Origin of the sequence: Mycolicibacterium arseniciresistens, from assembly GCF_030519285.1 — a bacterium.
Lineage (GTDB): Bacteria > Actinomycetota > Actinomycetes > Mycobacteriales > Mycobacteriaceae > Mycobacterium > Mycobacterium arseniciresistens.
Genome location: NZ_JAUMSQ010000070.1, coordinates 1 through 24,689, shown reverse-complemented (window position 1 = coordinate 24,689; position 24,689 = coordinate 1). Strand labels below are relative to the sequence as shown.

Below are 24,689 nucleotides of genomic sequence, written 5' to 3'. Positions count from 1 at the left end.
GCACACCTGGGTCCCGCCGGCGGTCACCGCGCGGCGTCGGCCACCCGATCGAGGTATGCGCAGATCACCTCGACGAGCATCTGCCGGTCCCGCGCCGTGTCGACCGGCCGGGCCATGATCAGCTCGGTGGTGACAAGGCCGCGCAGGGTCGAGAGCAGGAGGTGGCTCAGCGCGGCGCTGCGGGCGGCGTCGAGTTCGGCTCCGACGCCGATGCCGAGTCCGGCGAAGGTCCTGGCGAGCTGGCCGAGGTGTTCGCCGGCGGCCGCGCCCCTCGTGGCGCGGGTGCCCACCAGGATCTCGATCGCGGCCCGCGACGTCGGACTCGACATCGCCGCCCACGCCGCGCCCACCACCTGTTCCACCCGCTCGCGGGTGTCGGTCGTGGCGTCGGCGGGCGGCAACTGCCGCAGTGCCGCAAGCAGTTCGGCGAAGCCCTCGTCCACGACCGCCATGAGCAGGCCGTCCCGATCGCCGAAGTGGTACTGGATCACTCCCCACGTCATGCCTGCCCGCTCGGCGATGTGCTTGGCGCTTGCCGCGCCGATCCCCTCGTCGAGGACACACCGCACCGTCTCGGCGATCGCCGTGGCCCGGGTGCGCTCGGCGCGCGCCTGATTGCCGTGCGCGGGCCGGCGCGGCGCGACTCGGGGAGCCATGCGGACAAGGGGACCACACGTGGGGGATTGACATCAAAAGATTGAGCGCTTTATGGTTCCACGGCGGTCGAGGCCCGCATGTGGAGGGCGAAGCCCGCGGCGCCATCCGCGCGATGTGACCGCGAGAGGAAAGACACCGATGGGTTCCCTGGACGGCAAGATCGCGATAGTCACCGGAACCAGCCGTGGTGTCGGTGTCGGCATCGCCCACGAGTTGCTGCGCGCCGGGGCCACCGTCATCGGCTGTTCGCGCACACCGCTGCCGGCCATCCCGGGAGTCGGTGAGCATCCCGGCTGGTCGGAGCGGTCGAAACAGTCGGTGTGCGACCAGGGCGACCACCGCGCCATCGACGCATTCGTGCAACAGGTCGCCGACACCTACGGCCGCATCGACATCCTGGTGAACAACGCCGGCGGCACGGTTCCGGCGCCGCACGCGGAGGACATCCCCGAACTGGTGCAGAAGATCCAGGGCGCACCCCGCAGCGACGACGACTACGAGCGGACCGTGATGTTCCATGCGTTCGCCATCCAGATGAACCTCATCAGCCCACTGTGGTTCGCGGTCAGAGTGTTTCGGCAGATGCGGCACCAGGACGGCACCGGCTGCATCATCAACATCTCCAGCGGGGCATCGCATCCGGCCGGTTCGCCGACGCTGGTGTCCTACGGTGCGGCGAAGGCCGGACTCAACCAGATGACCCGTTCGCTCGCCGAGGAGTGGGGACCGCACGCGCGGGTCAACGCACTCGCCCTCGGCCCGCACCTGACCGACAACCTCCGGTCGTTCGTCCTTCCCGCCGACGATCCGGACGGCGCGAAGTATTTCGCGAAGATCCCGCTGCGGCGCGGCGGCGAGCTCGACGAGGTCGGACGGCTCTGCGTGTTCCTCGCCGGTGGTGGGGCCGATTACGTCAACGGCACCACGATCGAAGTCGACGGCGGCATGATGCCCGGCGTGCTCTACGACGCAGGCCTCAAGACCATCACCGACCTGCTGTGAGCGGACGGGAAGCGACCATGGGCGGGAAACGCCGGGTGATCCAGTTCTCCACCGGGAACGTCGGCGTCCACGCGCTGCGGGCGCTGATCGGCAGGCCCGACCTGGAACTGGTGGGTGTGCACGCCAACGGTGCGGCCAAGATCGGACGCGACGCGGCAGAGCTGTGCGGCCTGGCCGAGCCGACCGGCGTCACCGCCACCGACGACATCGACGCGCTGCTGGCGCTGAACGCCGACTGCGTCGTCTACACCTCACAGGCCGAGACGCGGCCCCGGGCAGCGATCGAGGAGATCGCCGGATTCCTCGAAGCGGGGGTCAACGTCGTCGGCACGTCGCTGGTCTGGCTGGTCGCCCCGCACCATGCCGACGCCTGGTTGCGCGAACCGCTGGAACGGGCATGCCGCACCGGCGGCGCCACCCTGTACGTCAACGGCATCGACCCGGGCTTCTCCGGGGACACCCTGGTGCACGCGGCGCTCAGCCTCTCCACCAGGGCGACCGCGGTGACCGTGCAGGAGGTCTTCGACTACGGCTCCTACGACGACGCCGAATTCACCGGCGCCAGTTTCGGATTCGGCACCACGCCGGACCACACGCCGATCATGTTCTCGCCCGGCGTCCTGACGTCCCTGTGGGGCGGACAGGTGCACACCCTGGCCGAGGGCCTGGGTGTCGAGCTCGACGACGTGCGCGAGCGACACGAGAAGTGGGTGACGCCGCAGCCCATCGACTGCACGATGATGACGGTCGAACCCGGCCGGGTCGCGGCGGTGCGATTCGGGGTCGAGGGCGTCGCCGACGGGCGGGCGGTGATCACCATGGAGCACGTCAACCGGCTCACCCAGGCGGCCGCACCGGACTGGATCTACCCGCCGGAGGGCAGGCCCGGCGTGCACCGCGTCGTGGTGCAGGGCGACCCCGGTGTGGAGATCAACGCCCACGTCGGGATCGGGATCGACCACAACCAGGGCGGAGTCATCGCCACCGCCGCACGCGCGGTCAACGCCGTCGGCGCCGTCTGCGACGCCCCGGCGGGCATCCTGGCCGCACACGACCTGAGGCCTGCCGACCACCTCCGCGGCACGATGTGGTGACGTCGCGGGGCGGATCCCGCAACTCTTTCTTTTCGAAATAGTCCGGAGAGACACGCCTGCGGCTAGGCTGCCGCTCGTGGATGACGGCCTCGATCCGGCACACCAGGCCTGGGTCGGCGAAGTTCGGGCGTTCCTGCGCGACTCGGTGACACCGGCGCTCGTGTCCGAACTGGCCGAACACGGTCTCGAACGCATCGGCGGCGAAGTGTCGGCATTCCGTCGCAAGGTCGGCGAGAAGGGCTGGTTCGGCGTCACCTGGCCGAAGGAGTACGGCGGACTCGGGCTCGGCGCCATGTACCAGCACCTGCTGATGCGCGAGTTCGAGTACTGGGGAGTCCCGGGGCCGGATCTGACGGTGACCTCGGTGGCGCCGATGATCATGCGTCACGGCACCGACCAGAACAGGCGCGAATTCCTCCCTCCGATCGCCAGGGGCGAGCTGACCTGTGCCGTCGGCTATTCCGAACCGGACGCGGGCACCGATCTCGCCGCCCTGCGCACCCGCGCCGTCCGTGACGGTGACGAGTGGGTGATCAACGGATCGAAGATCTGGAACAGCGGCGCGCAGCGCAGCACCCACGAGTGGCTCTGTGTGCGCACCGATCCCGATGCCCGGCGGCACCGCGGCATCTCGGTGCTCATCGTGCCGCTCGACTGCCCCGGGATCGAGATCCGGCCGCTGACCGCGTGGTCCGGCTACCGCACCAATGAGGTCTTCTTCCGCGACGTCCGGGTTCCGGCAACGAATCTGATCGGTGAGGAGAACCACGGGTGGACCTACATCACCGGCGCCCTGGATCTCGAGCGCGGCGCGCTCACGAACGCCGGTGACCTGCGGCGTGCGCTCGACGAGTTGCAGCGCCACGCCCGGCTCCCGCGGCGCGACGGATCGGTGCCCGCAGGCAATCCGTTCTTCGTGCGGCGTCTCCTGCAGGCCGAGGCCGACGTCGACGTGGCGATGCTGATGGGACTGGAGGCCGCATCGATGCTCGACACCGGTGTCATCCCGACCGTCGAGGTGAGCGTCGAGAAGGTCTTCACCAGCGAGCTGCGCCAACGGATCGCCGACCTCGCCATCGACCTGCTCGGACCCGACGGCCTGCTGGCGCACCGGACGCCCGGCGCCCCCGCCGACGGCGTCTTCGAGCGGCTGTACCGGGCCGCGCCGTTGATGCGGTTCGGCGGCGGCACCAACGAGGTGCTGCGCGACGTCATCGCACAGCGCGGCCACGGCATGCCGTCCTACGGACGCTGACCGGAGACCCGACATGCGCCTGCTGCCCGACGAGGACGAACTCGAGTTCACCGCGATGCTGCGGCGACTCTTCGCGGCGAACTCCGAGTCACCAGGCGTCTGGGGCCTTCTCGCCGACGCGGGCATCCTCGGACTCGCCCTACCCGAAACCTACGGCGGGTCCGGCGGAACGCTGAAGGACCTCGGTGCCTTCTCGGTGGAGGCGGGCCGCGGCCTGTGCCCGACGATCGTGCACAGCACCATCATCGCCGGCCTTGCCGTGAACGCCATCGGCGATGCCGAACAGCGTGCCGCGCTGCTGCCCGGCATCGCCGCCGGAACATGCCGGTACGCAACGGCTCTGTGGTCGGCCGTCGACGCGCGCGTCGGGACGCCCACGCTGCTGGCCGCACCCGACGGCCAGGGCTGGCTGCTCAACGGCTGCGCCGACTTCGTGCTCGACGCGGCACACGCCGATTTCGTCATCGTCTCCGGCACTGATACCGCCGACACACGATCGCTGGTGTTCGTGGTGCCCACCCTCTCCCCGGCGCTGCGCGCCGAACCGCTGACCATGATGGGCGGGCAGACCGCGGCGCGGCTGCACTTCGACGGCGTCAGGGTCGACGACCGCCGCATGGTGCTCGGCGACACCAGGGGAGTGACCGACGACCAGCTGCACCGGCTCGCCATGGTCGCCACCGCCCTGACGTCCCTCGACCTCGTCGGAGTCGGCGAGGCGGCCCTGCAGCGCACCGTCGACCACACCGTGCTGCGCCACCAGTTCGGCAGGCCCATCGCGTCGTTCCAGGCCGCACAGCATCTGGTGGCCGACATGCACATCGCCCTTGCGGCGGCCCGGCTGTCCTGCTGGGCGGCGGTGTCACTCCTCGACGACGGTCATGACGCCACCCGCCCGACCGCCGTCGCCCGCATGCACGCCGCAGGGGCCGCCAAGCTCGCCACCCTCGATGCGCACCAGCTGCACGGCGGCATGGGATACGTCGTCGACACCGACCTGCACCGGTATTCCGAACGGGCGCGGGTGCTCTCCACGCTCGGCGGCGGCGCCGACGTGGCCGCGACGTGGCTGGAGGGAGCCGACTCGTGAACCAGGACAGCCTGATCGACGCCGAATCAGCGGCCCGGGTGGGCACCGTCGCCGCCCGCGGCGCCGGGGACGTGGACCGGTTGCAATGGCAGCGCTGGGCGGCGGCGGTGGGTGACCACAACCCGCTGTGGTTCGACACGGAGTACGCCCGCGCCAACGGGTACGACGACGTGATCTGTCCGCCGCTGTACCTGCAGTACGCGGTGCTCGGTGTCGCGGCGCTGGCCGACCTGCGTCCCGACGGTTCGTCGGGAGCGGTGTCCGGCGGGCTGGCATTCCCCCGCGCGCCGCGCCGGATGGCCGGCGGCGAATCCACCACGTTCCATCTGCCCGCCTATCACCGCGACGAGGTCGAGATGGTCCGCACCATCGAGTCGATCGTCGAGAAGCATGGCAGGTCAGGCCGTTTCGTGCTGGTGACGTGGCACACCGGCTACCGCAATCAGCACGGTGCGCTGCTGGCCGAGGCCACCACGTCGATGATCGCCCGGCCATAGGAGACCGCGAGTGACCGACCAGCTGTTCTTCGAGGACGTCGAACCCGGCGACGCGATCACCCCGCTCGCGGTGACCGTGGACCGGACGCAGATGTTCTTCTTCAGCGCCGCCACCTACAACGGTCACCGCATCCACTACGACAGGGACTGGGCGACGACCGTCGAGGGATACGACGACGTACTGGTGCAGGGCCCGTTGCAGTCCGCCCTGCTGGCACGCGCCCTCACCGACTGGATCGGCGGCCGCGGCCGGCTGATCCGGTACTCGGTGCAGAACCGCGCCGTGGCCTATCCCGGTGAGGAGCTGACGTTCGCAGGGACGGTGACGGCCAAGCGGATGGACGACGGGGTCGGCCTCGTCGACGTCGACATCGCGGGCCGGCGGGGAGACACGGTGCTCATGCCGGGTACGGCGACGGTGGCCCTGCCGAGGCGGGACGGCGCGTGACGGGACTGCGCGGCGAAGCGGCGATCGTCGGGATCGCGGAACTGCCCGCCCAGCGCAAGCAGACCCGTCCCGAGCTCTTCACCATCGACCAGTACGCCGCGCTGGCCGCGATGGTGAGCCGGGACGCCGGCCTGGACACCGCGGTGATCAACGGCATCGTCTGCCACGGCATCGCCGAATCGGCCATGTTCGCCCCGGCCACCCTCAGTGAATACCTCGGGCTGCCCATCGATTTCGGTGAGCGGGTCGACCTGGGGGGCGCCACGTCGGCGGGCATGGTGTGGCGCGCGGCCGTCGCCGTCGAACTGGGCCTCTGCGATGCCGTGCTCGCCGTCGTCCCCGGGTCGACGATGCTGCCGCGGTCACAGCGCCGGCCGCCGCAGCAGCCCGCCTGGTACGGCGCGTCGAGCAACGAGTTCGGTTCGCCGCAGGCCGAGTACGAGATCCCGTACGGCAACGTCGGCCAGAACGCGCCCTACGCTCAGATCGCCCGGCGGTACGCGGCGCTGTACGGATACGATCCCGTCGCGCTGGCCAAGATCGCCGTCGACCAGCGCACCAATGCGTGCGCTCATCCCGGCGCGGTGTTCCACGGCAAGCCGCTCACCGTCGAGGACGTGCTGGACAGCCCGATGATCGCCGACCCCATCCACATGCTGGAGACCGTGATGCGCGTCCAGGGCGGCGCGGGCGTGCTGATCGCCAACGCCGACCTCGCGGCGCGTTCCCGGCACCGGCCGGTGTGGATCAAGGGTTTCGGCGAACACATCGCCTTCAAGACGCCGACCTACGCCGACGACCTGATGGTGACCCCCGTCGCCCGGTCTTCGGCGAAGGCGTTCGCGATGGCCGGCCTGACCCAGGCCGACGTCGACGTCGCGTCGGTGTACGACTGCTACACCATCACTGTCCTGATGAGCCTGGAGGACGCCGGCTTCTGTCCCAAGGGCGAAGGCGCACAGTGGATCAACGAAACCGATCTGACCTATCGGGGCGACTTCCCGCTCAACACCGCCGGTGGCCAGCTGTCCTTCGGGCAGGCCGGCATGGCGGGCGGCATGCACCACGTGGTCGACGCCGCGCGTCAGGTGATGGGCCGCAGCGCCGACGCCCAGGTGGCCGGCTGCGACGTCGCCTTCGTCACCGGCACCGGCGGCATCATGAGTGAGCAGGTGGCCCTGGTGCTGGGAGGTGACTGACAGGTGACCGGCATGCCCCCCGAATCGCGGCCTGTTGTGCCGCTGCCGGAGCCGACCCCGGTGTCCGCACCGTACTGGCATGCGCTGACCGAACACCGCATCGTGATCCAGTACAGCCCGTCCCTGGGACGCCATGTGTTCTATCCCCGCACCCTGGCGCCGGGGACGCTGGCCGACGACCTGGAGTGGCGCGAGATCTCCGGCGCCGGTGAGCTGTTCACCTACACCGTGGCGCGGCGGCCCACCGGTCCACCGTGGGCCGATGCGCTGCCGCAACTGCTCGCCGTCGTCCAGTGGGACGAGGGACCGCGTGTGAGCACCGAACTGGTCGACGTCGAACCCGAGCAGATCCGGGTCGGGATGCGGGTCACCCCGGTGTTCCACGACGTGCCGGGCACCGGCGTGACGCTGCTGCGGTACCGGCCGGCGTGAGACGTCAGGACTTGCGTCGGGCCTTGCGCCTGCGCTTGGCGGCGAGCCGGTCCAGTTCGGCGAGCAGGGTGTCGGCGCGGGCGCACTCGTCGGCGTAGTACTGCGCCGACCAGTTGAGCACCGCGACGGGATACTCCCATTCGGGTACCGGCGCCGCACCCTCGGCGTGGTCCTGGGCGAGCACCCTCATGCGTTCGGACTGCGCGCGGTGCGCCAGCACCATCTCACGCAGTTTCGCCGGATCGGCGGTGTGGCCCAACCACGCCCGCAGCATGATGCCGTGTTTGAGCACGGCGGGCTCCGGCGCCGCCTCGGCCGTCCACGCGGACACGGCCCGTTCGCCCTCGGGGGTGATGCGGTAGACCCGCTTCTCGCGCTCACCGCGCTTGCGCGCGACGTTCTTGTTGTCGTCCAGGCGCGACGCGACCAGACCCAACTCCTCGAGCTTGTGCAGCTCGCCGTAGATCTGGCTGTAGGACGGCGCCCAGTAGAAGAACTTGAGGCTCCAGTCGGCCCAGCGCTTCATGTCGAAACCCGACAGCTCCTGACCGAAGGACAGCAGGCCCAGCACCGCGTAGCTCGTCGCCCGCAGTCGCGGACCCGGCTCCGGGTGGTCGTCGGCCATGGCGACACCCTAGATGAGCGGCCGCCCAGGGATGCCGACAATCCGGCCCGGCCCATCTCTATTTCTGATAGAAACAGGTCACCACCGACGAGGAGCCCATGGACGACGGAGTAGCCGCGATGCTGCGGACGCTCGACGACGCCTTCCCGGCGGTCGAGCAGATGTCCGCCGAGGCGGCGCGCGTGGCGGTGGCCGCCAGGCGCCAGGCGGTGACCAACGTCGACGACGCCGCGGCCCGTGACCGCGTCATCGACACCGCGACCGGATCCATCGCCGTGCGGATCTACCGGCCGCACGGTCCCGGTGACACGCCACTTCCCGGTGTGGTGTTCTACCACGGCGGCGGATTCGTGTTGTGCGACATCGAAAGCCACGACGGATTCTGCCGGGCGATGTCCCGACACACCGGATCGGTGGTGATCTCGGTCGGTTACCGGCTCGCCCCCGAGCACCCGGCGCCCGCCGCCGCGGAGGACGCCTTCGCGGCCTTCGACTGGGTCACCCGCAACGCCGCGGAACTCGGCGTCGACCCCCGGCGTATCGCCGTGGCGGGAGACAGTGCCGGCGGCAACCTCGCCGCCGTCACGTCGATCCTGTGCCGGGAACGGGGCACGGTCCCGCCGCTCGCGCAGATCCTGCTCTATCCGGTGATCGACCCGTCGTGCGACAGCGTCAGCCAGCGCCTGCGCGCCACCGGATATGCCACCACCCGTGCTGCCCTGCAATGGTATTGGCGGCAGTACCTCGGCGGAACGGCGCTGCCCGAACCGGCTTACCTCGTCGCGCCCGCACGCGCGGACTCCCTGGCGGCGCTGCCCGCGGCGATCGTGGTCACCGCCACCCTCGACCCGCTGCACAGCGAAGGCGCGGCGTACGCCCGGCGACTGCGCGAGGACGGTACCGCGGTGCTGCACCGCGACTTCCGCGGTCTCTTCCACGGCTTCCTCACCATGATGGCCTTCCCGCCCGCGGTCGCCGCCCGCGAACTGCTGTGGTCGGACATGCGCCACCTGCTCGCCGCCCGCGTCGCGGAGGCGGTGTCGTGACGGGCGGGCGCCACGACGTGATCGTGATCGGTGCCGGCTTCGCGGGGCTGTACGCGGTACACCGCGCCGCCGCGGCCGGCCTGAGCGTCATGGGTATCGACGCCGCCGGCGGCGTTGGCGGAACCTGGTACTGGAACCGCTACCCGGGCGCGCGCTGCGACGTGGAGAGCGTCGACTACTCGTACTCCTTCGACGAGGACCTGCAGCAGTCGTGGACGTGGACCGAGCGGTTCGCCGGCCAGCCGGAGATCCTGGCCTACCTAGAGCACGTCGCCGACCGGTTCGACCTGACCCGCCACTACGTGTTCGGCACGGCCGTGACGGGCGCCGCCTTCGACGAGCGAACCGGGACGTGGGAGGTGCGCACGTCGAACGGCACGCAGCACCGTGCTTCGTTCCTGCTGTGCGCCACCGGCTGCCTGTCCGCGGTCAACCGGCCGCACCTGCCGGGCGTCGGGGACTTCGCCGGCGAGGTCTACCACACTGCGGCCTGGCCTCAGCGCGACCCAGATTTCTCCGGCAAGCGCGTCGGGCTGGTCGGCACCGGGTCCTCGGGTATCCAGGCCGCACCCCTCATCGCGGCGTCGGCCGCGTCGCTGACGGTCTTCCAACGGTCGCCGAACTACAGCGTGCCGATGCCGAACCACCCATGGACCGACGACGACATGCGCCGCATCCGGGCGGAGTACGCCGAGCGGCGCCGCCGCTCGGCCTACGCGCCCGCGGGGACGCCGCACACCAGCCCGGCCGGACCCGCCGCCGACACCAGTCCCGAGGAACGTGAAGCGGCCCTGCGGCAGCGGTGGACCCAGGGCGGTGTGCTGTTCAGCAAGACGTTCGCCGACCAGTTGACGGACCTGGCCGCCAACGACATCGCACGGGAGTTCGCCGAGGCACGCATCAGGGAGCTCGTCGCCGATCCGGCGGTCGCCGACGACCTCGTCCCGGCCGACCATCCGATCGGCACCAAGCGCATCTGCACCGACACGGGGTACTACGAGACCTTCAATCTCGACCACGTCAGCCTGGTCAACCTGCGCCGCGAGCCCATCACCGCCGTCACAGCCGGCGCCGTGCAGACGACCACCTCCGAATACCCCTGTGACGTCCTGGTGTTCGCCACCGGGTTCGACGCGATGACCGGCGCACTGAGCCGCATCGACCCGGTCGGCGCGGGCGGTGCCCGGCTGGGTGACCTGTGGGCCGACGGACCGGTCACGTTCCTCGGGATGATGATCCCGAAGCTGCCGAATCTGTTCAGTTTCAGTGGACCGGGCAGCCCGTCGGTGCTGGCCAACATGGTCCTGCACGCCGAGGCCCAGGTCGACTGGGTGATGGCCTTGATCACCGAGGCCCGCGTGCAGGGTGTCACCCAGGTGGAACCCCGTGCCGATGCCGCCGACGCGTGGACCCGGCACGTCACCGAGGTGGCCGAGGGCACGCTGTTCGTCCACGCCGCCTCGTCGTGGTACCTCGGTGCGAACATCGAGGGCAAGAAGCGGGTGTTCATGCCGTACGTCGGGGGATTCGGCAACTACCGCAGGCAGTGCGACGACGTCGCCGCAAACGACTACGCCGGACTGGTGTTCACCTCACGATGAGGACGTCCCATGCATGAGACCATCCAGCAGGTCCTTCGCGACCGCATGGACGACGACGGCGTCGCCGTCATGTACGGGGACAGGACGTGGTCCTGGCGCGAGCATCTCGCGGAGGCCGCCGCCGAGGCGTCGGCGATGATCGATTCGGCCGATCCGACCCGGCCACTGCATGTCGGGGTGCTGCTCGGCAACACCCCGGAAATGTTGCGATCCATGGCCGCCGCCGCACTGGGTGGCTACGTGCTGTGCGGCATCAACACCACCCGCCGTGGCGCGGGTCTGCTCGACGACATCCGCCGATCGGATTGTCAACTGCTGCTGGTCGATCCCGACCACCTGCCGCTGCTCGACGGGCTGGATCTGACCGGTGTGACAGTCATCGACGTGACATCACCGGCCTACCTGAAGGCGGTCGGCGCCGCGGGAGCGCTGGTGCCGCACCGCGAGGTCGCGGCCACCGACCCGATGATGCTGATCTTCACCTCGGGCACCAGCGGCAACCCGAAGGCGGTGCCCTTCGCCCACGTGATGGCGGTGCTGAGTGGCAGCAGCCTGGTGCTGCAACACGACATCACACCCGACGACGTCTGCTATCTGTCGATGCCGTTGTTCCACTCGAACGGCGTGGCGGGTGGCTGGTCGGTGGCCGTCTGCAGCGGCGCGGCGATGGTGCCCGCCAAGTTCTCGGCCTCACGCTTCATCGACGACATCCGGCGGTACGGCGCCACGTACATGAACTACGTCGGCAAGCCGCTCGCACTGGTGCTCGGTACCCCGGAGCGACCGGACGACGCCGAAAACCCGCTGCGGGTCGCGTTCGGCAACGAGGCCGCCGACCGCGACATCGAGGCATTCGCGCGGCGGTTCGGCTGCCGGGTGATGGACGGGTTCGGCTCCAGCGAGTTCGCCGTCATCGTGGTCCGCGAGGACGGCACCCCGCCCGGATCCATCGGCAAGGGCTGGGAAGGTGTCGCCGTCTACCACCCCGACACCGTGACCGAGTGCGCAACAGCAGTTTTCGACCAGACCGGTGCGCTGGTCAACTTCGACGCCGCGGTGGGCGAACTGGTCAACACCACCGGCGGCGGTGCGTTCGGCGGATACTACAACGATCCCGGTGCCACCGACGAGCGCATGCGCCACGGGATGTACTGGTCCGGGGACCTCGCCTACCGCGACGCCGAAGGATGGATCTACCTGGCGGGCCGCACCGCCGACTGGATGCGGGTCGACGGCGAGAACCTCGCCGCCGCACCGATCGAACGAATCCTGCTGAGGCTGCCCGAACTCAACCAGGTCGCGGTCTACGCGGTGCCCGACCCGCACGTCGGCGACCAGGTGATGGCCGCGGTCGTCCTGAACGACGGTGCCGAACTCACCCCCGCCGAACTCGAGGCCTTCCTCGCCGGGCAACGGGATCTGTCCCCCAAGGCGTGGCCGCGATTCGTCCGCATCAACGACGCGCTGCCGCAGACGGCCACCAACAAGATCCTCAAGCGCGAACTGATCAAGGACGGCGTGACCGCCGGCGGGGGAGCGCTGTGGGAGCGGCCGGCCCGGTCCCGAACGTATCGGCCCGTCCGCTACGCCGGCGCGGACTGATCCGTCCGACGGCCGCCGGTGTAGTCGACCTCCCAGTGCTTGATGCCGTTGATCATGCTCGACCGCAGCCGCTCGGGATCTCCGAGTGGCTTCAGATCGGGGAGGTGATCGGCGATGGCATTGAACATCAGGTCGATCGTCATCCTCGCGAGGTTGGCGCCGACACAGTAGTGCGCGCCGGTGCCACCGAATCCGAGGTGGGGGTTGGGGTGTCGCAGGATGTCGAATCGGGACGGCTCGTCGAAGACCTCTTCGTCGAAGTTCGCGGACCGGTAGAACAGCACCAGTCGCTGCCCCTTGCGGATGCGGACGCCACCGAGTTCGGTGTCCCGCAACGCGGTGCGCTGGAACGCGTTGATCGGGGAGGCCCAGCGGATGATCTCGTCCGCTGCGGTCTTCGGGCGGCGGGCCTTGAACAGCTCCCACTGCTCGGGGTGCTCGGTGAAGGCCATCATCCCCTGCGTGATGGACTGGCGCGTCGTCTCGTTGCCCGCGATGGTCAGCGTGACGACGAACATCCCGAACTCGGCCTCCGTCAGCTGGCCCTCGTCGTCGGCGTCCATCAACGCACTGACGATGTCCTCGCTGCGCTGCCCGGCTTTGCGCTGTGCCAATTGCATCGCGTACCACATCAATTCGGCCGCTGAGCCCAGCGAGTCGTATCCGGCGAACTCGGGGTCCTCGTCGCCGATCATCTGATTGCTCCAGTCGAACAGCTTCTCCCTGTCCTCCTGCGGTACGCCAAGCAGACCGGCGATGGCCTGCAGCGGTAGTTCGCGGGCGACGTCGAGCACGAAGTCGCCGGTGGAGAGTCCGGCCGCCGCGGCCGCGATGCGCTGAGCGCGCTGATCGAGTTCGGCGCGCAACCGCTCGACGGCCCTCGGGGTGAAGCCGCGGGAGATGATCTTGCGCAGCCGTGTGTGCTCCGGATCGTCCATCATGATCATCGACGCGCGGCCGGCCTCGATCTGACCGCCGCCGCCGGTGACCTTATAGCGGGGCACCACCGACTTCTCCGACGAGGAGAACACGTCGCTGCGCACCGAGACCTCGCGCACGTCGCGGTGCTTGGTCACCACCCAGTAGCCGCCGTCGCCGAAGCCGCCGACGTCGGGTGGCTGGGCATTCCACCAGAGCGGCGCCGAGCGACGCAGCTCGGCCAGTTCCTCGACGGGCAACCGGTGGACGTAGATGTCGGGGTCGGTGAAGTCGAAGCCGGGTGGCAGCAGCGGAGCGGGCATGTCGGCACCTCTCTAACTCTTCCGCTTAGGAATACCTCACAGTGGTGCCCGGGGTGACCGATATCGACGGAATGGCGCGTCTCGCGGGTGTAGCGTCCCGGCCATGTCGCCGGAATTCGCGGGCAGGATCGACCTCGACATCCGGGATTCGCAGCCGGACTGGGGGCCCTACGCCGCGCCGACCGCGCCCGCCGGCGCGCCCAACGTGCTGTACCTGGTGTGGGACGACACCGGCATCGCGACGTGGGACTGCTTCGGAGGCCTGGTGGACATGCCCGCCATGAGCCGGATCGCCGACCGCGGTGTGCGGATGAGCCAATTCCACACCACCGCACTGTGTTCGCCCACCCGGGCATCGATGCTCACCGGGCGCAACGCGACCACGGTCGGCATGGCCACCATCGAGGAGTTCACCGACGGGTTCCCGAACTGCAACGGCCGCATCCCCTTCGACACCGCGCTGCTGTCCGAGGTGCTCGCCGAGCAGGGATACAACACCTACTGCGTCGGCAAGTGGCACCTCACGCCGCTCGAGGAGTCCAACCTGGCGGCCACCCGCAGGCACTGGCCGCTCTCACGCGGGTTCGAGCGCTTCTACGGCTTCATGGGCGGCGAGACCGACCAGTGGTATCCCGAACTCGTCTACGACAACCACCCCGTCGCGCCGCCCGCCACCCCCGAGGACGGCTACCACCTGTCGAAAGACCTGGCCGACAAGACGATCGAGTTCATCCGCGACGCCAAGGTGATCGCCCCGGACAAGCCCTGGTTCACCTACCTGTGTCCCGGCGCCGGCCACGCACCGCACCACGTCGCCCCGGAGTGGGCGGACCGCTACGCCGGACGCTTCGACATGGGCTACGAGCGCTACCGCGAGATCGTGCTGGAGAACCAGAAGAAGCTGGGCGTCGTCCCGGCCGACACCGAACTGTCGCCGATGAACCCCTACCGCGGCGTCACCGGTCCGGACGGGCAGCCGTGGCCGGAGCAGGACACCGTTCGGCCCTGGGACTCGCTGAGCGGGGACGAGCAGCGGTTGTTCAGCCGGATGGCCGAGGTCTTCGCCGGATTCCTGAGCTACACCGACGCCCAGATCGGCCGGGTGCTCGACTACCTCGAGGAGTCCGGCCAGCTCGACAACACGATCGTCGTCGTCATCTCCGACAACGGGGCCAGCGGCGAAGGGGGACCCAACGGTTCGGTCAACGAGGTCAAGTTCTTCAACGGCTACATCGACACCACGGAGGAGGGCATCCGGTTCCTCGACCGGCTGGGCGGCCCGCAGACCTACAACCACTATCCGATCGGCTGGGCGATGGCCTTCAACACGCCCTACAAGCTGTTCAAGCGCTACGCCTCACACGAGGGCGGCATCGCCGACACCGCCATCGTCTCGTGGCCGGCGGGCATCGCCGCGCACGGCGAGGTGCGCGACCACTACGTCAACGTCTGCGACGTCACCCCCACGGTGTACGACCTGCTCGGCATCACACCACCCGACACGGTGAAGGGAGTGGCGCAGAAACCGTTGGACGGCATCAGTTTCCGCGCGGCGCTCGACGACCCGGCCGCCGACACCGGCAAGGACACCCAGTTCTACACGATGCTCGGCACCCGCGGCATCTGGCACCGGGGGTGGTTCGCCAACACGGTGCACGCCGCATCGCCGGCCGGCTGGTCGCACTTCGACCGCGACCGCTGGGAGCTCTTCCACATCGCCGACGACCGCAGCCAGTGCCGGGATCTCGCCGCCGAACACCCCGACAGGCTCGAGGAACTCAAGGCGCTGTGGTTCAGCGAGGCCGAGAAGTACAACGGCCTGCCATTGGCGGACCTGAACATCCTCGAGACGTTGTCGCGTCACCGGCCCTACCTGGCCGGCGCGCGTGACTCCTACACCTACTACCCGGGCACCGCCGACGTCGGCGTCGGCGCCGCGGTCGAGATCCAGGGCAGATCGTTCGCGGTGCGCGCCGACGTGCTGCTCGACGACGCGGACACCGAAGGCGTGGTGTTCAAACACGGTGGCGCACATGGCGGACACGTGCTGTTCTTCGCCGACGGCCGACTCAACTACGTGTACAACTTCCTCGGCGAGAAGGAGCAGACGCTGTCCTCGCCGACGGCCGTCGGACCCGGCCGGCACACGCTGGGCGCCGGATTCGTCCGCACCGGCACGGTCGAGGGCAGCCACACCCCACTCGGCGAGGCGACGCTCTATGTCGACGACGAAGCCGTCGCAACGCTGCCGGACGTGCAGGTGCACCCCGGCACATTCGGGCTGGCGGGTGCGGGCCTGTCGGTCGGACGCAACACCGGCTCACCGGTGTCGCGCAGCTACACCGCGCCGTTCCCGTTCACCGGCGGCACCATCGAGCTGGTGAACGTCGACGTCTCGGGCACACCGTATGCCGACCTGGACCGCGAGTTCGCGCGGGCGTTCGCGAGGGACTGACGATGAACAGAGCTTTGGTACCGGTGCTGGCCGTGGTGTGCCTGGCGACGGCGTGCGCGCGAACCGACGACGGCACAGCGGTGGCGGCGTCGCAGCCGCCGGGATCCGAGGAGTCGGCGCAGCCGTCGTCGAGCAGCGCGGCGGTGACGCCGCCGTCCGGGCCGATCGACTTCGGGGTCGTCCCGACCGATCGGGTGCCGGTGCCCCCGGGAACCGTGACCTGCGCGCCGGAGCCGCGGCCTGCCGCCGAGGCGACGGTCCCCGGACCCGGCCCCACCGCACCCGTGATCACCGTGGCCGTCCCGGACGGCTTCGGGCCGCCGCAGCCCAGCGGCGACGGGGTGCTCATCGCGGGCCCCGAGGACATCAAGGCCCTGGTGACCGTGACCCCGACCGACGAGGAGCCTGCCTACGCGTTCGAGACGTACTCCGACCGGCTCGTCGCCGACTCGTCGATCAGCGCGGTGAGCGTGCTGCCCGGTGAGCTCTGCGACTACAGCGGCCAGGAACTGATGGGCACGTTGTCCAACACCGATCAGGACGCCATCGAATACCGGGACCGCATCGTGCACATCTGGACCCCGGACGGCGGCATGTATTTGGCAGCGGTGCACGTCACGGCGCCGATGGCGGCCGCGGGCTTCGAAGCCGCGGCCGAGGTGTTCACCGGGGACTTCGGCGTCGCACTACCCTGAGACACGCCCTTGCGGGCGCAGTGCCTCCGGCCATGAGGGCTTCGGTTGCCGGGGCCGTGATCGCTGACCAGCGACGATTTGGTTCTCCGCAGGTCCTCACCTAGAATCAACGGGTTGCCTTGGGCAGACCTCGGCCGATCCATTCGGATGGGCCCTGCGTGCTCTTCGGTGACGCAAGACCGCGTACGACCAGGTCGGTATCTGGCGTGCAGACATAACCCAGGTCAGGAGATCGAGTGATTCAGCAGGAATCGCGGCTGAAGGTCGCCGACAACACGGGTGCCAAGGAGATCTTGTGCATCCGTGTGCTCGGTGGCTCGGGTCGGCGATACGCCGGCATCGGCGATGTGATCGTGGCGACCGTCAAGGACGCCATCCCCGGCGGCAACGTCAAGCGCGGCGACGTCGTCAAGGCCGTCATCGTCCGCACCGTCAAGGAGCGCAGGCGCGCCGACGGCAGCTACATCAAGTTCGACGAGAACGCCGCCGTCATCATCAAGCCCGACAACGACCCGCGCGGCACCCGCATCTTCGGCCCGGTCGGCCGCGAACTGCGTGAGAAGCGCTTCATGAAGATCGTCTCGCTTGCCCCGGAGGTGTTGTAGATGAAGGTCCACAAGGGCGACACGGTGCTGGTCATCTCCGGCAAGGACAAGGGCGCCAAGGGCAAGGTCATCGAGGCCTACCCGACCCGCGAGAAGATCCTCGTCGAGGGCGTCAACCGGATCAAGAAGCACACCGCGCAGTCGGCGAACGAGCGGGGCGCGTCCTCGGGCGGCATCGTCACGCAGGAGGCGGCGATCCACGTGAGCAACGTGATGGTGATCGACTCCGACGGCAACCCGACCCGCATCGGCTACCGCTTCGACGACGAAACCGGCAAGAAGGTCCGCGTCTCGAAGCGCAACGGCAAGGACATCTGACATGACCACCGCTGAGAAGACCATCCCCCGCCTGAAGCAGCGCTACCGCGACGAGATCAAGGACGCGCTGAACAAGGAGTTCGGCTACGCCAACGTCATGCAGATCCCCGGCGTGGTCAAGGTCGTCGTCAACATGGGTGTCGGCGACGCCGCCCGCGACGCCAAGCTGATCAACGGCGCGGTCAACGACCTGGCGCTGATCACCGGCCAGAAGCCGGAGATCCGCCGCGCCCGCAAGTCGATCGCACAGTTCAAGCTCCGCGAGGGCATGCCGATCGGTGCACGCGTGACACTGCGCGGCGACCGGATGTGGGAGTTCCTGGACCGGCTGACCTCGATCGCGCTGCCGCGAATCCGCGACTTCCGCGGCCTGAGCCCCAAGCAGTTCGACGGCACGGGCAACTACACCTTCGGCCTGAACGAGCAGTCGATGTTCCACGAGATCAACATCGACGACATCGACCGGCCCCGTGGCATGGACATCACCGTCGTCACCACGGCGACGAACGACGACGAAGGACGAGCGCTGCTGCGGGCGCTGGGCTTTCCGTTCAAGGAGAACTGAGCAGATGGCAAAGAAGGCGCTGGTCAACAAGGCCAACAAGAAGCCGAAGTTCAAGGTGCGGGGTTACACCCGCTGCCAGCGGTGCGGCCGTCCCCACGCGGTGTTCCGCAAGTTCGGGCTGTGCCGCATCTGCCTGCGTGAAATGGCGCATGCGGGTGAGCTGCCCGGTGTGCAGAAGTCCAGCTGGTAAGCCGGCTTTCAAATCAGACCAATCCAAACAGGTTGCGGTAGGCCCCCGATGGAACTGACCACAGTGGGAACCGCCGCGAGGAAGGTGAACCGGCTGTCATGACAATGACGGACCCGATCGCAGACTTCTTGACACGTCTGCGCAACGCCAATTCGGCGTACCACGACGAGGTGACACTGCCCCACTCGAAGATCAAGGCCAACATCGCCGAGATCCTCAAGGAGCAGGGTTACATCTCCGATTTCCGCACCGAGGATGCCCGCGTCGGCAAGTCCCTGGTCGTGCAGCTCAAGTACGGCCCGAGCCGTGAGCGCAGCATCGCGGGTCTGCGCCGGGTGTCCAAGCCCGGCCTGCGGGTGTACGCGAAGTCAACCAACCTGCCCCGGGTGCTCGGCGGCCTTGGCGTGGCGATCATCTCCACGTCGTCGGGCCTGCTCACCGACCGCCAGGCAGCGCGAAGCGGCGTGGGCGGCGAAGTCCTCGCCTACGTGTGGTGAGGGGGAACTGAATCATGTCGCGCATTGGTAAGCAGCCGGTCACCATCCCCAGCGGGGTCGATGTGACCATCGACGGTCAGAACGTCTCGGTGAAGGGGCCCAAGGGCACCCTGGCCGTGGCCCTGGCCGAGCCGATCAAGGTTTCACAGGACGACGGCGCCATCGTGGTGACCCGGCCCAACGACGAGCGGCGCAACCGCTCGCTGCACGGGCTCTCGCGGACGTTGGTGGCCAACCTGGTCACCGGTGTCACCGAGGGGTACACCACCAAGATGGAGATCTTCGGCGTCGGCTACCGCGTGGTGCTCAAGGGCAACACGCTGGAGTTCGCGCTGGGATACAGCCACCCCGTCGTCATCAACGCGCCCGAGGGTGTGACCTTCGCGGTGGAGACGCCGACGAAGTTCTCGATCTCGGGCATCGACAAGCAGAAGGTCGGCCAGATCGCGGCCAACATCCGCCGCCTGCGTAAGAGCGATCCCTATAAGGGCAAGGGGATCCGCTACGAAGGTGAGCAGATCCGCCGCAAGGTCGGAAAGACAGGTAAGTAGAGATGGCTACTGCGAAGACAGAAGCCCCCACCACGCGCAAGCCCGTGGGGCAGAACATCTCCCAGACCCGCCGGACGTCGCGACTGCGTCGGCACGCGCGGCTGCGGAAGAAGGTCGCCGGCACCGCCGACGTGCCGCGCCTGGTGGTGCACCGTTCGTCGCGGCACATCCACGTGCAGCTGGTGGACGACCTCACCGGCACCACCCTGGCGGCGGCCTCGTCGATCGAGGCCGACGTGCGGGCGGTGGACGGCGACAAGAAGGCCCACAGCGTTCGCGTCGGTCAGCTGATCGCGGAGCGCGCCAAGGCCGCGGGTGTCGAGAAGGTCGTGTTCGACCGCGGCGGATACACCTACGGCGGACGGATCGCATCGCTCGCCGATGCGGCTCGCGAAGGCGGGCTCACGTTCTGATGATTGTTAGCAACGGAAGGACTGCATGATGGCCGAGCAGGCAGCAGGAGCGGCCGGGCCGGCGACGTCCGACCAGCGAGGCTCCCGCGACAATCGCGGCGACAACCGGGGCCGTCGTGACGACCGCGGTGGACGCGGCGGACGCGACGGTGGCGACAAGAGCAACTACCTGGAGCGCGTCGTCGCGATCAACCGGGTTTCCAAGGTGGTCAAGGGTGGTCGGCGTTTCAGCTTCACCGCCCTGGTCATCGTCGGTGACGGCAAGGGCATGGTCGGCGTCGGTTACGGCAAGGCCAAAGAGGTTCCCGCCGCGATCGCCAAGGGCGTCGAGGAGGCTCGCAAGGGCTTCTTCCGCGTGCCGCTGATCGGTGGCACCGTCACGCATCCGGTGCAGGGTGAGGCGGCCGCAGGCGTGGTGATGCTGCGTCCGGCCAGCCCCGGTACCGGTGTGATCGCCGGTGGTGCGTGCCGTGCGGTGCTGGAATGCGCCGGCGTGCACGACATCCTGGCCAAGTCGCTGGGCAGCGACAACGCGATCAACGTGGTGCACGCCACCGTTGCCGCGCTGAAGATGCTGCAGCGTCCGGAAGAGGTGGCCGCCCGTCGCGGGCTGTCCATCGAGGATGTCGCCCCGGCCAGCATGTTGCGGCACCGTCGTGAGGCTGACGCGCTGGCCGCGTCGGCTGCACGTGAAGGGTCGGCGTAGGCAATGGCATCGCAAAAAACACTGAAGATCACCCAGGTGCGCGGCACCATCGGTGCGCGCTGGAACCAGCGGGAGAGTCTGCGCACACTCGGCTTGCGGAAGATCCGCCAGTCGGTGGTCCGTGAGGACAACGAGCAGACCCGCGGACTCATCAAGACCGTGCACCACCTCGTTGACGTAGAGGAGGTCTGAGAATGACACCGATCAAGCTCCATGACCTGAGGCCGGCACCCGGCGAGAAGAAGGCCAAGCAGCGCGTCGGTCGCGGCGAGGGCTCCAAGGGCAAGACCGCAGGCCGTGGCACCAAGGGCACCAAGGCCCGCAAGAACGTCCCGGCGACGTTCGAGGGCGGCCAGATGCCGATCCACATGCGGCTGCCGAAGCTCAAGGGCTTCAAGAACCGCTTCCGCACCTCCTACGAGGTGGTGAACGTCGGCGATCTCGACCGGCTGTTCCCCAAGGGCGGCGACATCGGCCTCGACGAGCTCGTGGCGTCCGGTGCGGTGCGCAAGAACACGCTGGTGAAGGTGCTGGGCGACGGCAAGGTGTCGGTCAGCGTCAATATCAGTGCCCACAAGTTCAGCGGTAGCGCTCGCGAGAAGATCACCGCCGCAGGCGGATCGGCGACCGAGCTTTAAGCATCGAACAGAGGCCCCGCACGCTTCCCGCGTGCGGGGCCTTTGTCGTTGACGTAACGTTGCACGACGCTGGCGCGATCACACAGCGATTGCGAACCGAGGAGCAGACCATGATCCGGTACTTCCGTTCCGCCGCGGTCGCGCTTGCCGTCGCCGGCTTCGCCGTGTGCGGCAGCACAGCAACCGCCTACGCCGAGACCAACGACGAGCGGTTTCAGAAGGTGATCAGCGAGATGGGCCTGAAAGCCGCACCTGGAACCGACATCGCGGCGATGGGGCGCGCCGTCTGCGACGCGATCACCCAGCAGCTGGCCGCCAATCCGAATCCGGCGCCGGTGGTGCGCGGCGTGGTGTCCACGCTGCAGAACAGCAACATGACCCGTGAGGAGGCGGTCGGCTTCATGCGGGCGTCGGTGGCCGTCTACTGTCCTCAGCACCGCCGCTTCACCGGCCGTTAGGTCTGCGGACGCGTCTTCAGCACGTCACGGAACAGTGCCTGGCGGATCGCGAGTTCCCGCGGGTCGCTGTAGAGGTGGAATCCCTGCCGGTTCATCACGTAGGCGAACCCGGTGGCGGTGTCGGGATCGGCGAAGCCGAAGGATCCACCGAAGCCGGGTGTGCCGAAGGCCGCTTCGGACGAGCCGAACGAGAAGTGCGGCGAGATGGGCTTGCAGAACCCGAGTGAGTACGCAACGCCGATGTGCATGATCTTGTCGTTGGATCCCTTGCTGGGCGGTGTGGCGTCGGCTTTCAGTGCATCGACCGTGTCAGTGTCGAAGCCGATTTCGGCGCCACCGGTGGCCGCGTCGCCGTAGAGCCGGGCGACGGGTTCGGCGGTGCCGTGGCCGTTGACGGACGGAATCTCGACGGCGCGCACGTCCGGGCGGTTGTAGGCGCCGTCGAAGGGAGCGACGTCGCTGGGCACGCCGACGGTGCGCGCCGTCAGCCCGATGGGATTGAGAGACGTCGCGAGGAATCCGGGCGGCATCACGTTCATGTGCAGCAGCGTCTCCCATCGTTTCCAGTAGTGCACGAGGGCGATGCGGTCGGCGCTGACGGTGTCGGGCAGTCCGATGTGAAGGTCGAGGCCCATCGGGGTGGCGATCTCGTCGGCGAGGAACCGGCCGAGCGTGCGGCCGGCCGGGTCGGCGCGGCGGATCAACTCGGACTGGTACCAGCCCAGGGTGATGGCGTGATAGCCGTGCCGGGTGCCGGGCACCCAGGCGGGCTTCTGGGCGGCGAGCATCGCCGAGAGACGCTGGGTGTCTGCGACATCGGCGAGTGTGGGTGCCGGGGTCAGGGCGCAGAGACCGGCCTGGTGGGCGAGCAGTTGACGCACCGTGATGTCGGCCTTTCCGGCCTGCGCGAATTCGGGCCAGAGGTCGGCGACCCGGTCGTCGTAGGAGAACAGGCCCTTCGACACTGCGGCGGCAGTCGTCAGCGCCGCAACGCCTTTGGTCGTGGAGAACATGTTGACGATGGTGTCGCGCTGCCACGGCTGCTTCGTGAGGCCGTTGCGGTAGCCGCCCCACAGGTCGACCACCTTGACGCCGTCGCGGTAGACGGCGACGGCGGCGCCGATCTCTTCTCGGGCGGCGAAGTTGGCGCGGAAGGCGTCCGCCACCTTGCCGTAGCCCTCGTCGGCGTCGCCGTGGATGTCGTCCGGTGATACCGCGACCTTGAGCACCATGTTGACCTCCCGCCTTGACGGCACAATATGGCACCGCATGCTGCGGGGGAGAGGTATTCGGGTGCTCCGCGCAGGCGGATACCGCCGACGTGTGGTGGCGTCGGCGGTGGTGGCCGTGCTGTGGCTAGAAGGGTGGTGGTTCGTCGCCGGGTTGGGGCGGCGGCGCGGGGGCGACGAGTTCGCCGAGTGCCTTTCGGCGGGCGCGGCGCCGGGCTTCGCGTTGTTCGCGGTTGTGTTGGCGTTCGGCGGCGATACGGGCGGCCTTGTTCTGGGCTCGGGTGCGTTGGCGTTGGGGCATCATCGCGGTGCGTTCGCCGCTTAGGCCATCGGGTCGGGGCGTGATGATCGCAGCTGCGGTAGGCAAGCAGAGGTGGGGGAACAACAGCGCCGATCCCGGTGTGGTGGTGTAGGTCTGGCCCGCTGGGCTGGTCCAGATGACCGTGCCGTCGCGGTGTTGCTGGTCGTGCCAACCCCAGAACGTCTTGATCAAGTGATGCAGGCGGCATAGGCACTTGAGGTTCGACGCCTGGGTCGGCCCGCCCTGGCTGTAGGGGACGGTGTGGTCGATGTCGGCTTTCCAGGCCGGCACGTCGCAGCCCGGGAACCGGCACCCCATGTCGCGGCACCGCACGAACTCCGCCAGGTTCCGCGACGGGGTGTAGCGGGGTTCGGGCGGGGCGTCGCCGGGATGGATGAGCGGCCGGATCGTGGCCTGCTCGGCGAGGCCGGCGATCAGTTCGGACGGCAGGATCGCACCGTTGCGCACCAGGGACGCCACCGAGTCAGAGGCGCCGGTCTCGGCGGGCTCGGCTGTCTCGGGCTCGGCATCGGCATCGGTCTCGGCGGCCTCCGCCTCGGCGGCGGTCTCGGCGGGCTGTGCTTCGGTGTCGGTGTGGTCGCCGGGGCCGTTCACGACATGGATGACGAAGGGGGCGGCGACCGCGTCTTTCTGGGGGCAGTCGGAATTGGCGCACTGGCATGGCAGGCGCTCGGCGCCGCTGCACAGCGCGGCGATCGCATCGACGCGGCGCTGCCTTCTGGTGCGGGGGTCGTCGGTGCAGACCGTGTCGGCCATCGCGTCGACGCTTCGCTCGAAGATCTCGGCGTCGGTGATGGGCATGGCGCCACCGAATGTGCTCATGCCGTCCAGGCCGTCGTGGAACCAGAGCTCGCGATCATCGGCGGCCTTCTTGCGCCGCCGCACCGCGTCGCTGTCCTCGCGGGCGATGATCCGGTCGACATGCCCGCAGAGTTGTCCGTAGCTCAGTGTCGCCAACCGGGCCGCCGCGCCGGCGAGCTTGGCGTCGACGTGGGTCAGGATCGCGGGGTCGGTGATCAGATCGCTGCGATGCAGCAGTGTTTCAACGATGGGCAGACTCAGATCACCGGCGCGGAAGGTCGCTGCGACCAGCGGCAGGCGTTCCCGGAGGCCGCGGGCGAGGCTGACCTGTTTCTTGGCCCAGTCGTGGACGATGTTGAGTGCGGCGCCGATCTCTACGGCCACGGCGGATTCGGTGTCCACGGCCCACTGGTCGCTGATCTCGTCCCGCTCCGACATTCGCAGTGCGTACAACTCA

29 protein-coding genes are annotated in these 24,689 nt (G+C 68.8%); 24 read left to right on the top strand and 5 right to left on the bottom strand.

The genetic code is table 11. The features are described from left to right. Positions 1-23: 23 nt before the first annotated feature. Positions 24-656: a TetR/AcrR family transcriptional regulator gene (locus Q2100_RS12105; protein ID WP_302914245.1), complete on the bottom strand. Its 633-nt coding sequence runs from the start codon at positions 654-656 to the stop codon at positions 24-26. A gap of 139 nt (positions 657-795) precedes the next feature. Here Q2100_RS12105 and Q2100_RS12100 point away from each other — a divergent pair, with 139 nt between their 5' ends. The 8 genes from Q2100_RS12100 (at position 796) to Q2100_RS12065 (ending at position 7,674) form a co-directional block, all read left to right on the top strand. Further along, on the top strand, positions 796-1,659 hold the full coding sequence (locus Q2100_RS12100) for an SDR family NAD(P)-dependent oxidoreductase (RefSeq protein WP_264011074.1): 864 nt from the start codon (positions 796-798) through the stop codon (positions 1,657-1,659). A 17-nt stretch (positions 1,660-1,676) separates the two neighbouring features. Beyond that, complete coding sequence (locus Q2100_RS12095) at positions 1,677-2,753, top strand: NAD(P)H-dependent amine dehydrogenase family protein (RefSeq protein WP_302914251.1); 1,077 nt, start codon at positions 1,677-1,679, stop codon at positions 2,751-2,753. Between the two features lie 76 nt (positions 2,754-2,829). Next, positions 2,830-4,008 (top strand): acyl-CoA dehydrogenase family protein, encoded by a 1,179-nt coding sequence (locus tag Q2100_RS12090; protein ID WP_302914244.1) that lies wholly within the window; start codon positions 2,830-2,832, stop codon positions 4,006-4,008. A gap of 13 nt (positions 4,009-4,021) precedes the next feature. Continuing rightward, entirely contained in the window at positions 4,022-5,098 is a 1,077-nt protein-coding gene (locus Q2100_RS12085; protein WP_302914243.1) for an acyl-CoA dehydrogenase family protein, read from the top strand. Next, complete coding sequence (locus tag Q2100_RS12080; protein ID WP_302914242.1) at positions 5,095-5,595, top strand: MaoC family dehydratase; 501 nt, start codon at positions 5,095-5,097, stop codon at positions 5,593-5,595. The genes Q2100_RS12085 and Q2100_RS12080 overlap by 4 nt, the downstream gene beginning before the upstream one ends. 10 nt (positions 5,596-5,605) lie before the next feature. Beyond that, on the top strand, positions 5,606-6,043 hold the full coding sequence (locus Q2100_RS12075) for a MaoC family dehydratase (protein ID WP_302914241.1): 438 nt from the start codon (positions 5,606-5,608) through the stop codon (positions 6,041-6,043). After that, positions 6,040-7,242, top strand: a complete 1,203-nt coding sequence (locus tag Q2100_RS12070; RefSeq protein WP_302914240.1) for a thiolase family protein — start codon at positions 6,040-6,042, stop codon at positions 7,240-7,242. The genes Q2100_RS12075 and Q2100_RS12070 overlap by 4 nt, the downstream gene beginning before the upstream one ends. Positions 7,243-7,254: 12 nt before the next feature. After that, entirely contained in the window at positions 7,255-7,674 is a 420-nt protein-coding gene (locus Q2100_RS12065; protein ID WP_302914250.1) for a Zn-ribbon domain-containing OB-fold protein, read from the top strand. A 4-nt stretch (positions 7,675-7,678) separates the two neighbouring features. On the opposite strand, the gene Q2100_RS12060 is transcribed toward Q2100_RS12065, so the two are convergent. After that, complete coding sequence (locus tag Q2100_RS12060; protein WP_269893723.1) at positions 7,679-8,299, bottom strand: PadR family transcriptional regulator; 621 nt, start codon at positions 8,297-8,299, stop codon at positions 7,679-7,681. Between the two features lie 98 nt (positions 8,300-8,397). Between Q2100_RS12060 and Q2100_RS12055 the strand changes: the two genes are divergently transcribed. The 3 genes from Q2100_RS12055 to fadD1 are packed head-to-tail and all read left to right on the top strand — an operon-like array spanning position 8,398 to position 12,548. Then, the gene (locus Q2100_RS12055; protein ID WP_302914239.1) at positions 8,398-9,345 is read left to right on the top strand and encodes an alpha/beta hydrolase; all 948 of its coding nucleotides are present in this window, start codon (positions 8,398-8,400) and stop codon (positions 9,343-9,345) included. After that, positions 9,342-10,946 (top strand): flavin-containing monooxygenase, encoded by a 1,605-nt coding sequence (locus Q2100_RS12050; protein WP_302914238.1) that lies wholly within the window; start codon positions 9,342-9,344, stop codon positions 10,944-10,946. Before Q2100_RS12055 ends, Q2100_RS12050 begins: the two co-directional genes overlap by 4 nt. 9 nt (positions 10,947-10,955) lie before the next feature. Continuing rightward, positions 10,956-12,548, top strand: a complete 1,593-nt coding sequence (fadD1, locus tag Q2100_RS12045) for a fatty-acid--CoA ligase FadD1 (RefSeq protein WP_302914237.1) — start codon at positions 10,956-10,958, stop codon at positions 12,546-12,548. Here the strand turns inward: fadD1 and Q2100_RS12040 are convergent. Beyond that, positions 12,530-13,789: a cytochrome P450 gene (locus Q2100_RS12040; protein WP_264011084.1), complete on the bottom strand. Its 1,260-nt coding sequence runs from the start codon at positions 13,787-13,789 to the stop codon at positions 12,530-12,532. The genes fadD1 and Q2100_RS12040 overlap by 19 nt on opposite strands. A 103-nt stretch (positions 13,790-13,892) precedes the next feature. Between Q2100_RS12040 and Q2100_RS12035 the strand changes: the two genes are divergently transcribed. The 13 genes from Q2100_RS12035 (at position 13,893) to Q2100_RS11975 (ending at position 21,880) form a co-directional block, all read left to right on the top strand. Next, positions 13,893-16,244, top strand: coding sequence for an arylsulfatase (locus Q2100_RS12035; protein ID WP_302914236.1), 2,352 nt, complete (start codon positions 13,893-13,895; stop codon positions 16,242-16,244). 2 nt (positions 16,245-16,246) lie between these two features. Then, a complete protein-coding gene (locus Q2100_RS12030) occupies positions 16,247-16,939 on the top strand; it encodes a hypothetical protein (RefSeq protein WP_302914235.1) in 693 nt (230 codons plus the stop codon). Between the two features lie 236 nt (positions 16,940-17,175). Next, positions 17,176-17,544 carry a 50S ribosomal protein L14 gene (gene rplN, locus Q2100_RS12025; protein ID WP_137148880.1) on the top strand — a complete coding sequence of 123 codons (369 nt, stop codon included), beginning with the start codon at positions 17,176-17,178 and terminating at the stop codon, positions 17,542-17,544. Then, positions 17,545-17,862 (top strand): 50S ribosomal protein L24, encoded by a 318-nt coding sequence (gene rplX, locus Q2100_RS12020; RefSeq protein ID WP_264011089.1) that lies wholly within the window; start codon positions 17,545-17,547, stop codon positions 17,860-17,862. Position 17,863: 1 nt separating this feature from the next. Continuing rightward, positions 17,864-18,427, top strand: a complete 564-nt coding sequence (gene rplE / locus Q2100_RS12015) for a 50S ribosomal protein L5 (RefSeq protein WP_264011090.1) — start codon at positions 17,864-17,866, stop codon at positions 18,425-18,427. A 4-nt stretch (positions 18,428-18,431) separates the two neighbouring features. Further along, positions 18,432-18,617, top strand: a complete 186-nt coding sequence (locus Q2100_RS12010; protein WP_011558444.1) for a type Z 30S ribosomal protein S14 — start codon at positions 18,432-18,434, stop codon at positions 18,615-18,617. Between the two features lie 98 nt (positions 18,618-18,715). Beyond that, positions 18,716-19,114 carry a 30S ribosomal protein S8 gene (rpsH, locus tag Q2100_RS12005; RefSeq protein ID WP_264011091.1) on the top strand — a complete coding sequence of 133 codons (399 nt, stop codon included), beginning with the start codon at positions 18,716-18,718 and terminating at the stop codon, positions 19,112-19,114. A 14-nt stretch (positions 19,115-19,128) separates the two neighbouring features. Then, positions 19,129-19,665 (top strand): 50S ribosomal protein L6, encoded by a 537-nt coding sequence (gene rplF, locus Q2100_RS12000; RefSeq protein WP_302914234.1) that lies wholly within the window; start codon positions 19,129-19,131, stop codon positions 19,663-19,665. Between the two features lie 2 nt (positions 19,666-19,667). After that, the gene (gene rplR / locus Q2100_RS11995; RefSeq protein ID WP_302914233.1) at positions 19,668-20,078 is read left to right on the top strand and encodes a 50S ribosomal protein L18; all 411 of its coding nucleotides are present in this window, start codon (positions 19,668-19,670) and stop codon (positions 20,076-20,078) included. A gap of 28 nt (positions 20,079-20,106) precedes the next feature. Further along, a complete protein-coding gene (gene rpsE / locus Q2100_RS11990; RefSeq protein WP_264011093.1) occupies positions 20,107-20,784 on the top strand; it encodes a 30S ribosomal protein S5 in 678 nt (225 codons plus the stop codon). A 3-nt stretch (positions 20,785-20,787) separates the two neighbouring features. Then, entirely contained in the window at positions 20,788-20,976 is a 189-nt protein-coding gene (gene rpmD / locus Q2100_RS11985; RefSeq protein WP_264011094.1) for a 50S ribosomal protein L30, read from the top strand. A 2-nt stretch (positions 20,977-20,978) separates the two neighbouring features. Then, a complete protein-coding gene (rplO, locus tag Q2100_RS11980; protein WP_264011096.1) occupies positions 20,979-21,422 on the top strand; it encodes a 50S ribosomal protein L15 in 444 nt (147 codons plus the stop codon). 110 nt (positions 21,423-21,532) lie between these two features. Further along, entirely contained in the window at positions 21,533-21,880 is a 348-nt protein-coding gene (locus Q2100_RS11975) for a DUF732 domain-containing protein (protein ID WP_302914232.1), read from the top strand. On the opposite strand, the gene Q2100_RS11970 is transcribed toward Q2100_RS11975, so the two are convergent. Both Q2100_RS11970 and Q2100_RS11965 read right to left on the bottom strand, forming a co-directional pair. After that, on the bottom strand, positions 21,877-23,112 hold the full coding sequence (locus tag Q2100_RS11970; RefSeq protein ID WP_302914231.1) for a serine hydrolase domain-containing protein: 1,236 nt from the start codon (positions 23,110-23,112) through the stop codon (positions 21,877-21,879). The genes Q2100_RS11975 and Q2100_RS11970 overlap by 4 nt on opposite strands. Positions 23,113-23,236: 124 nt before the next feature. Next, the coding region (locus Q2100_RS11965; protein WP_302914230.1) for an HNH endonuclease signature motif containing protein at positions 23,237-24,689 on the bottom strand (1,453 nt) is incomplete at its 5' end.

Coding starts and splice junctions, on each gene's coding strand:
- Q2100_RS12105 (WP_302914245.1), bottom strand. CDS start 656: ATGGCTCCCCGAGTCGCGCCGCGCCGGCCCGCGCACGGCAATCAGGCG.
- Q2100_RS12100 (WP_264011074.1), top strand. CDS start 796: ATGGGTTCCCTGGACGGCAAGATCGCGATAGTCACCGGAACCAGCCGT.
- Q2100_RS12095 (WP_302914251.1), top strand. CDS start 1,677: ATGGGCGGGAAACGCCGGGTGATCCAGTTCTCCACCGGGAACGTCGGC.
- Q2100_RS12085 (WP_302914243.1), top strand. CDS start 4,022: ATGCGCCTGCTGCCCGACGAGGACGAACTCGAGTTCACCGCGATGCTG.
- Q2100_RS12065 (WP_302914250.1), top strand. CDS start 7,255: ATGCCCCCCGAATCGCGGCCTGTTGTGCCGCTGCCGGAGCCGACCCCG.
- Q2100_RS12060 (WP_269893723.1), bottom strand. CDS start 8,299: ATGGCCGACGACCACCCGGAGCCGGGTCCGCGACTGCGGGCGACGAGC.
- Q2100_RS12055 (WP_302914239.1), top strand. CDS start 8,398: ATGGACGACGGAGTAGCCGCGATGCTGCGGACGCTCGACGACGCCTTC.
- fadD1 (WP_302914237.1), top strand. CDS start 10,956: ATGCATGAGACCATCCAGCAGGTCCTTCGCGACCGCATGGACGACGAC.
- Q2100_RS12040 (WP_264011084.1), bottom strand. CDS start 13,789: ATGCCCGCTCCGCTGCTGCCACCCGGCTTCGACTTCACCGACCCCGAC.
- Q2100_RS12035 (WP_302914236.1), top strand. CDS start 13,893: ATGTCGCCGGAATTCGCGGGCAGGATCGACCTCGACATCCGGGATTCG.
- Q2100_RS12030 (WP_302914235.1), top strand. CDS start 16,247: ATGAACAGAGCTTTGGTACCGGTGCTGGCCGTGGTGTGCCTGGCGACG.
- rplX (WP_264011089.1), top strand. CDS start 17,545: ATGAAGGTCCACAAGGGCGACACGGTGCTGGTCATCTCCGGCAAGGAC.
- rplE (WP_264011090.1), top strand. CDS start 17,864: ATGACCACCGCTGAGAAGACCATCCCCCGCCTGAAGCAGCGCTACCGC.
- Q2100_RS12010 (WP_011558444.1), top strand. CDS start 18,432: ATGGCAAAGAAGGCGCTGGTCAACAAGGCCAACAAGAAGCCGAAGTTC.
- rpsH (WP_264011091.1), top strand. CDS start 18,716: ATGACAATGACGGACCCGATCGCAGACTTCTTGACACGTCTGCGCAAC.
- rplF (WP_302914234.1), top strand. CDS start 19,129: ATGTCGCGCATTGGTAAGCAGCCGGTCACCATCCCCAGCGGGGTCGAT.
- rplR (WP_302914233.1), top strand. CDS start 19,668: ATGGCTACTGCGAAGACAGAAGCCCCCACCACGCGCAAGCCCGTGGGG.
- rpsE (WP_264011093.1), top strand. CDS start 20,107: ATGGCCGAGCAGGCAGCAGGAGCGGCCGGGCCGGCGACGTCCGACCAG.
- rpmD (WP_264011094.1), top strand. CDS start 20,788: ATGGCATCGCAAAAAACACTGAAGATCACCCAGGTGCGCGGCACCATC.
- rplO (WP_264011096.1), top strand. CDS start 20,979: ATGACACCGATCAAGCTCCATGACCTGAGGCCGGCACCCGGCGAGAAG.
- Q2100_RS11975 (WP_302914232.1), top strand. CDS start 21,533: ATGATCCGGTACTTCCGTTCCGCCGCGGTCGCGCTTGCCGTCGCCGGC.
- Q2100_RS11970 (WP_302914231.1), bottom strand. CDS start 23,112: ATGGTGCTCAAGGTCGCGGTATCACCGGACGACATCCACGGCGACGCC.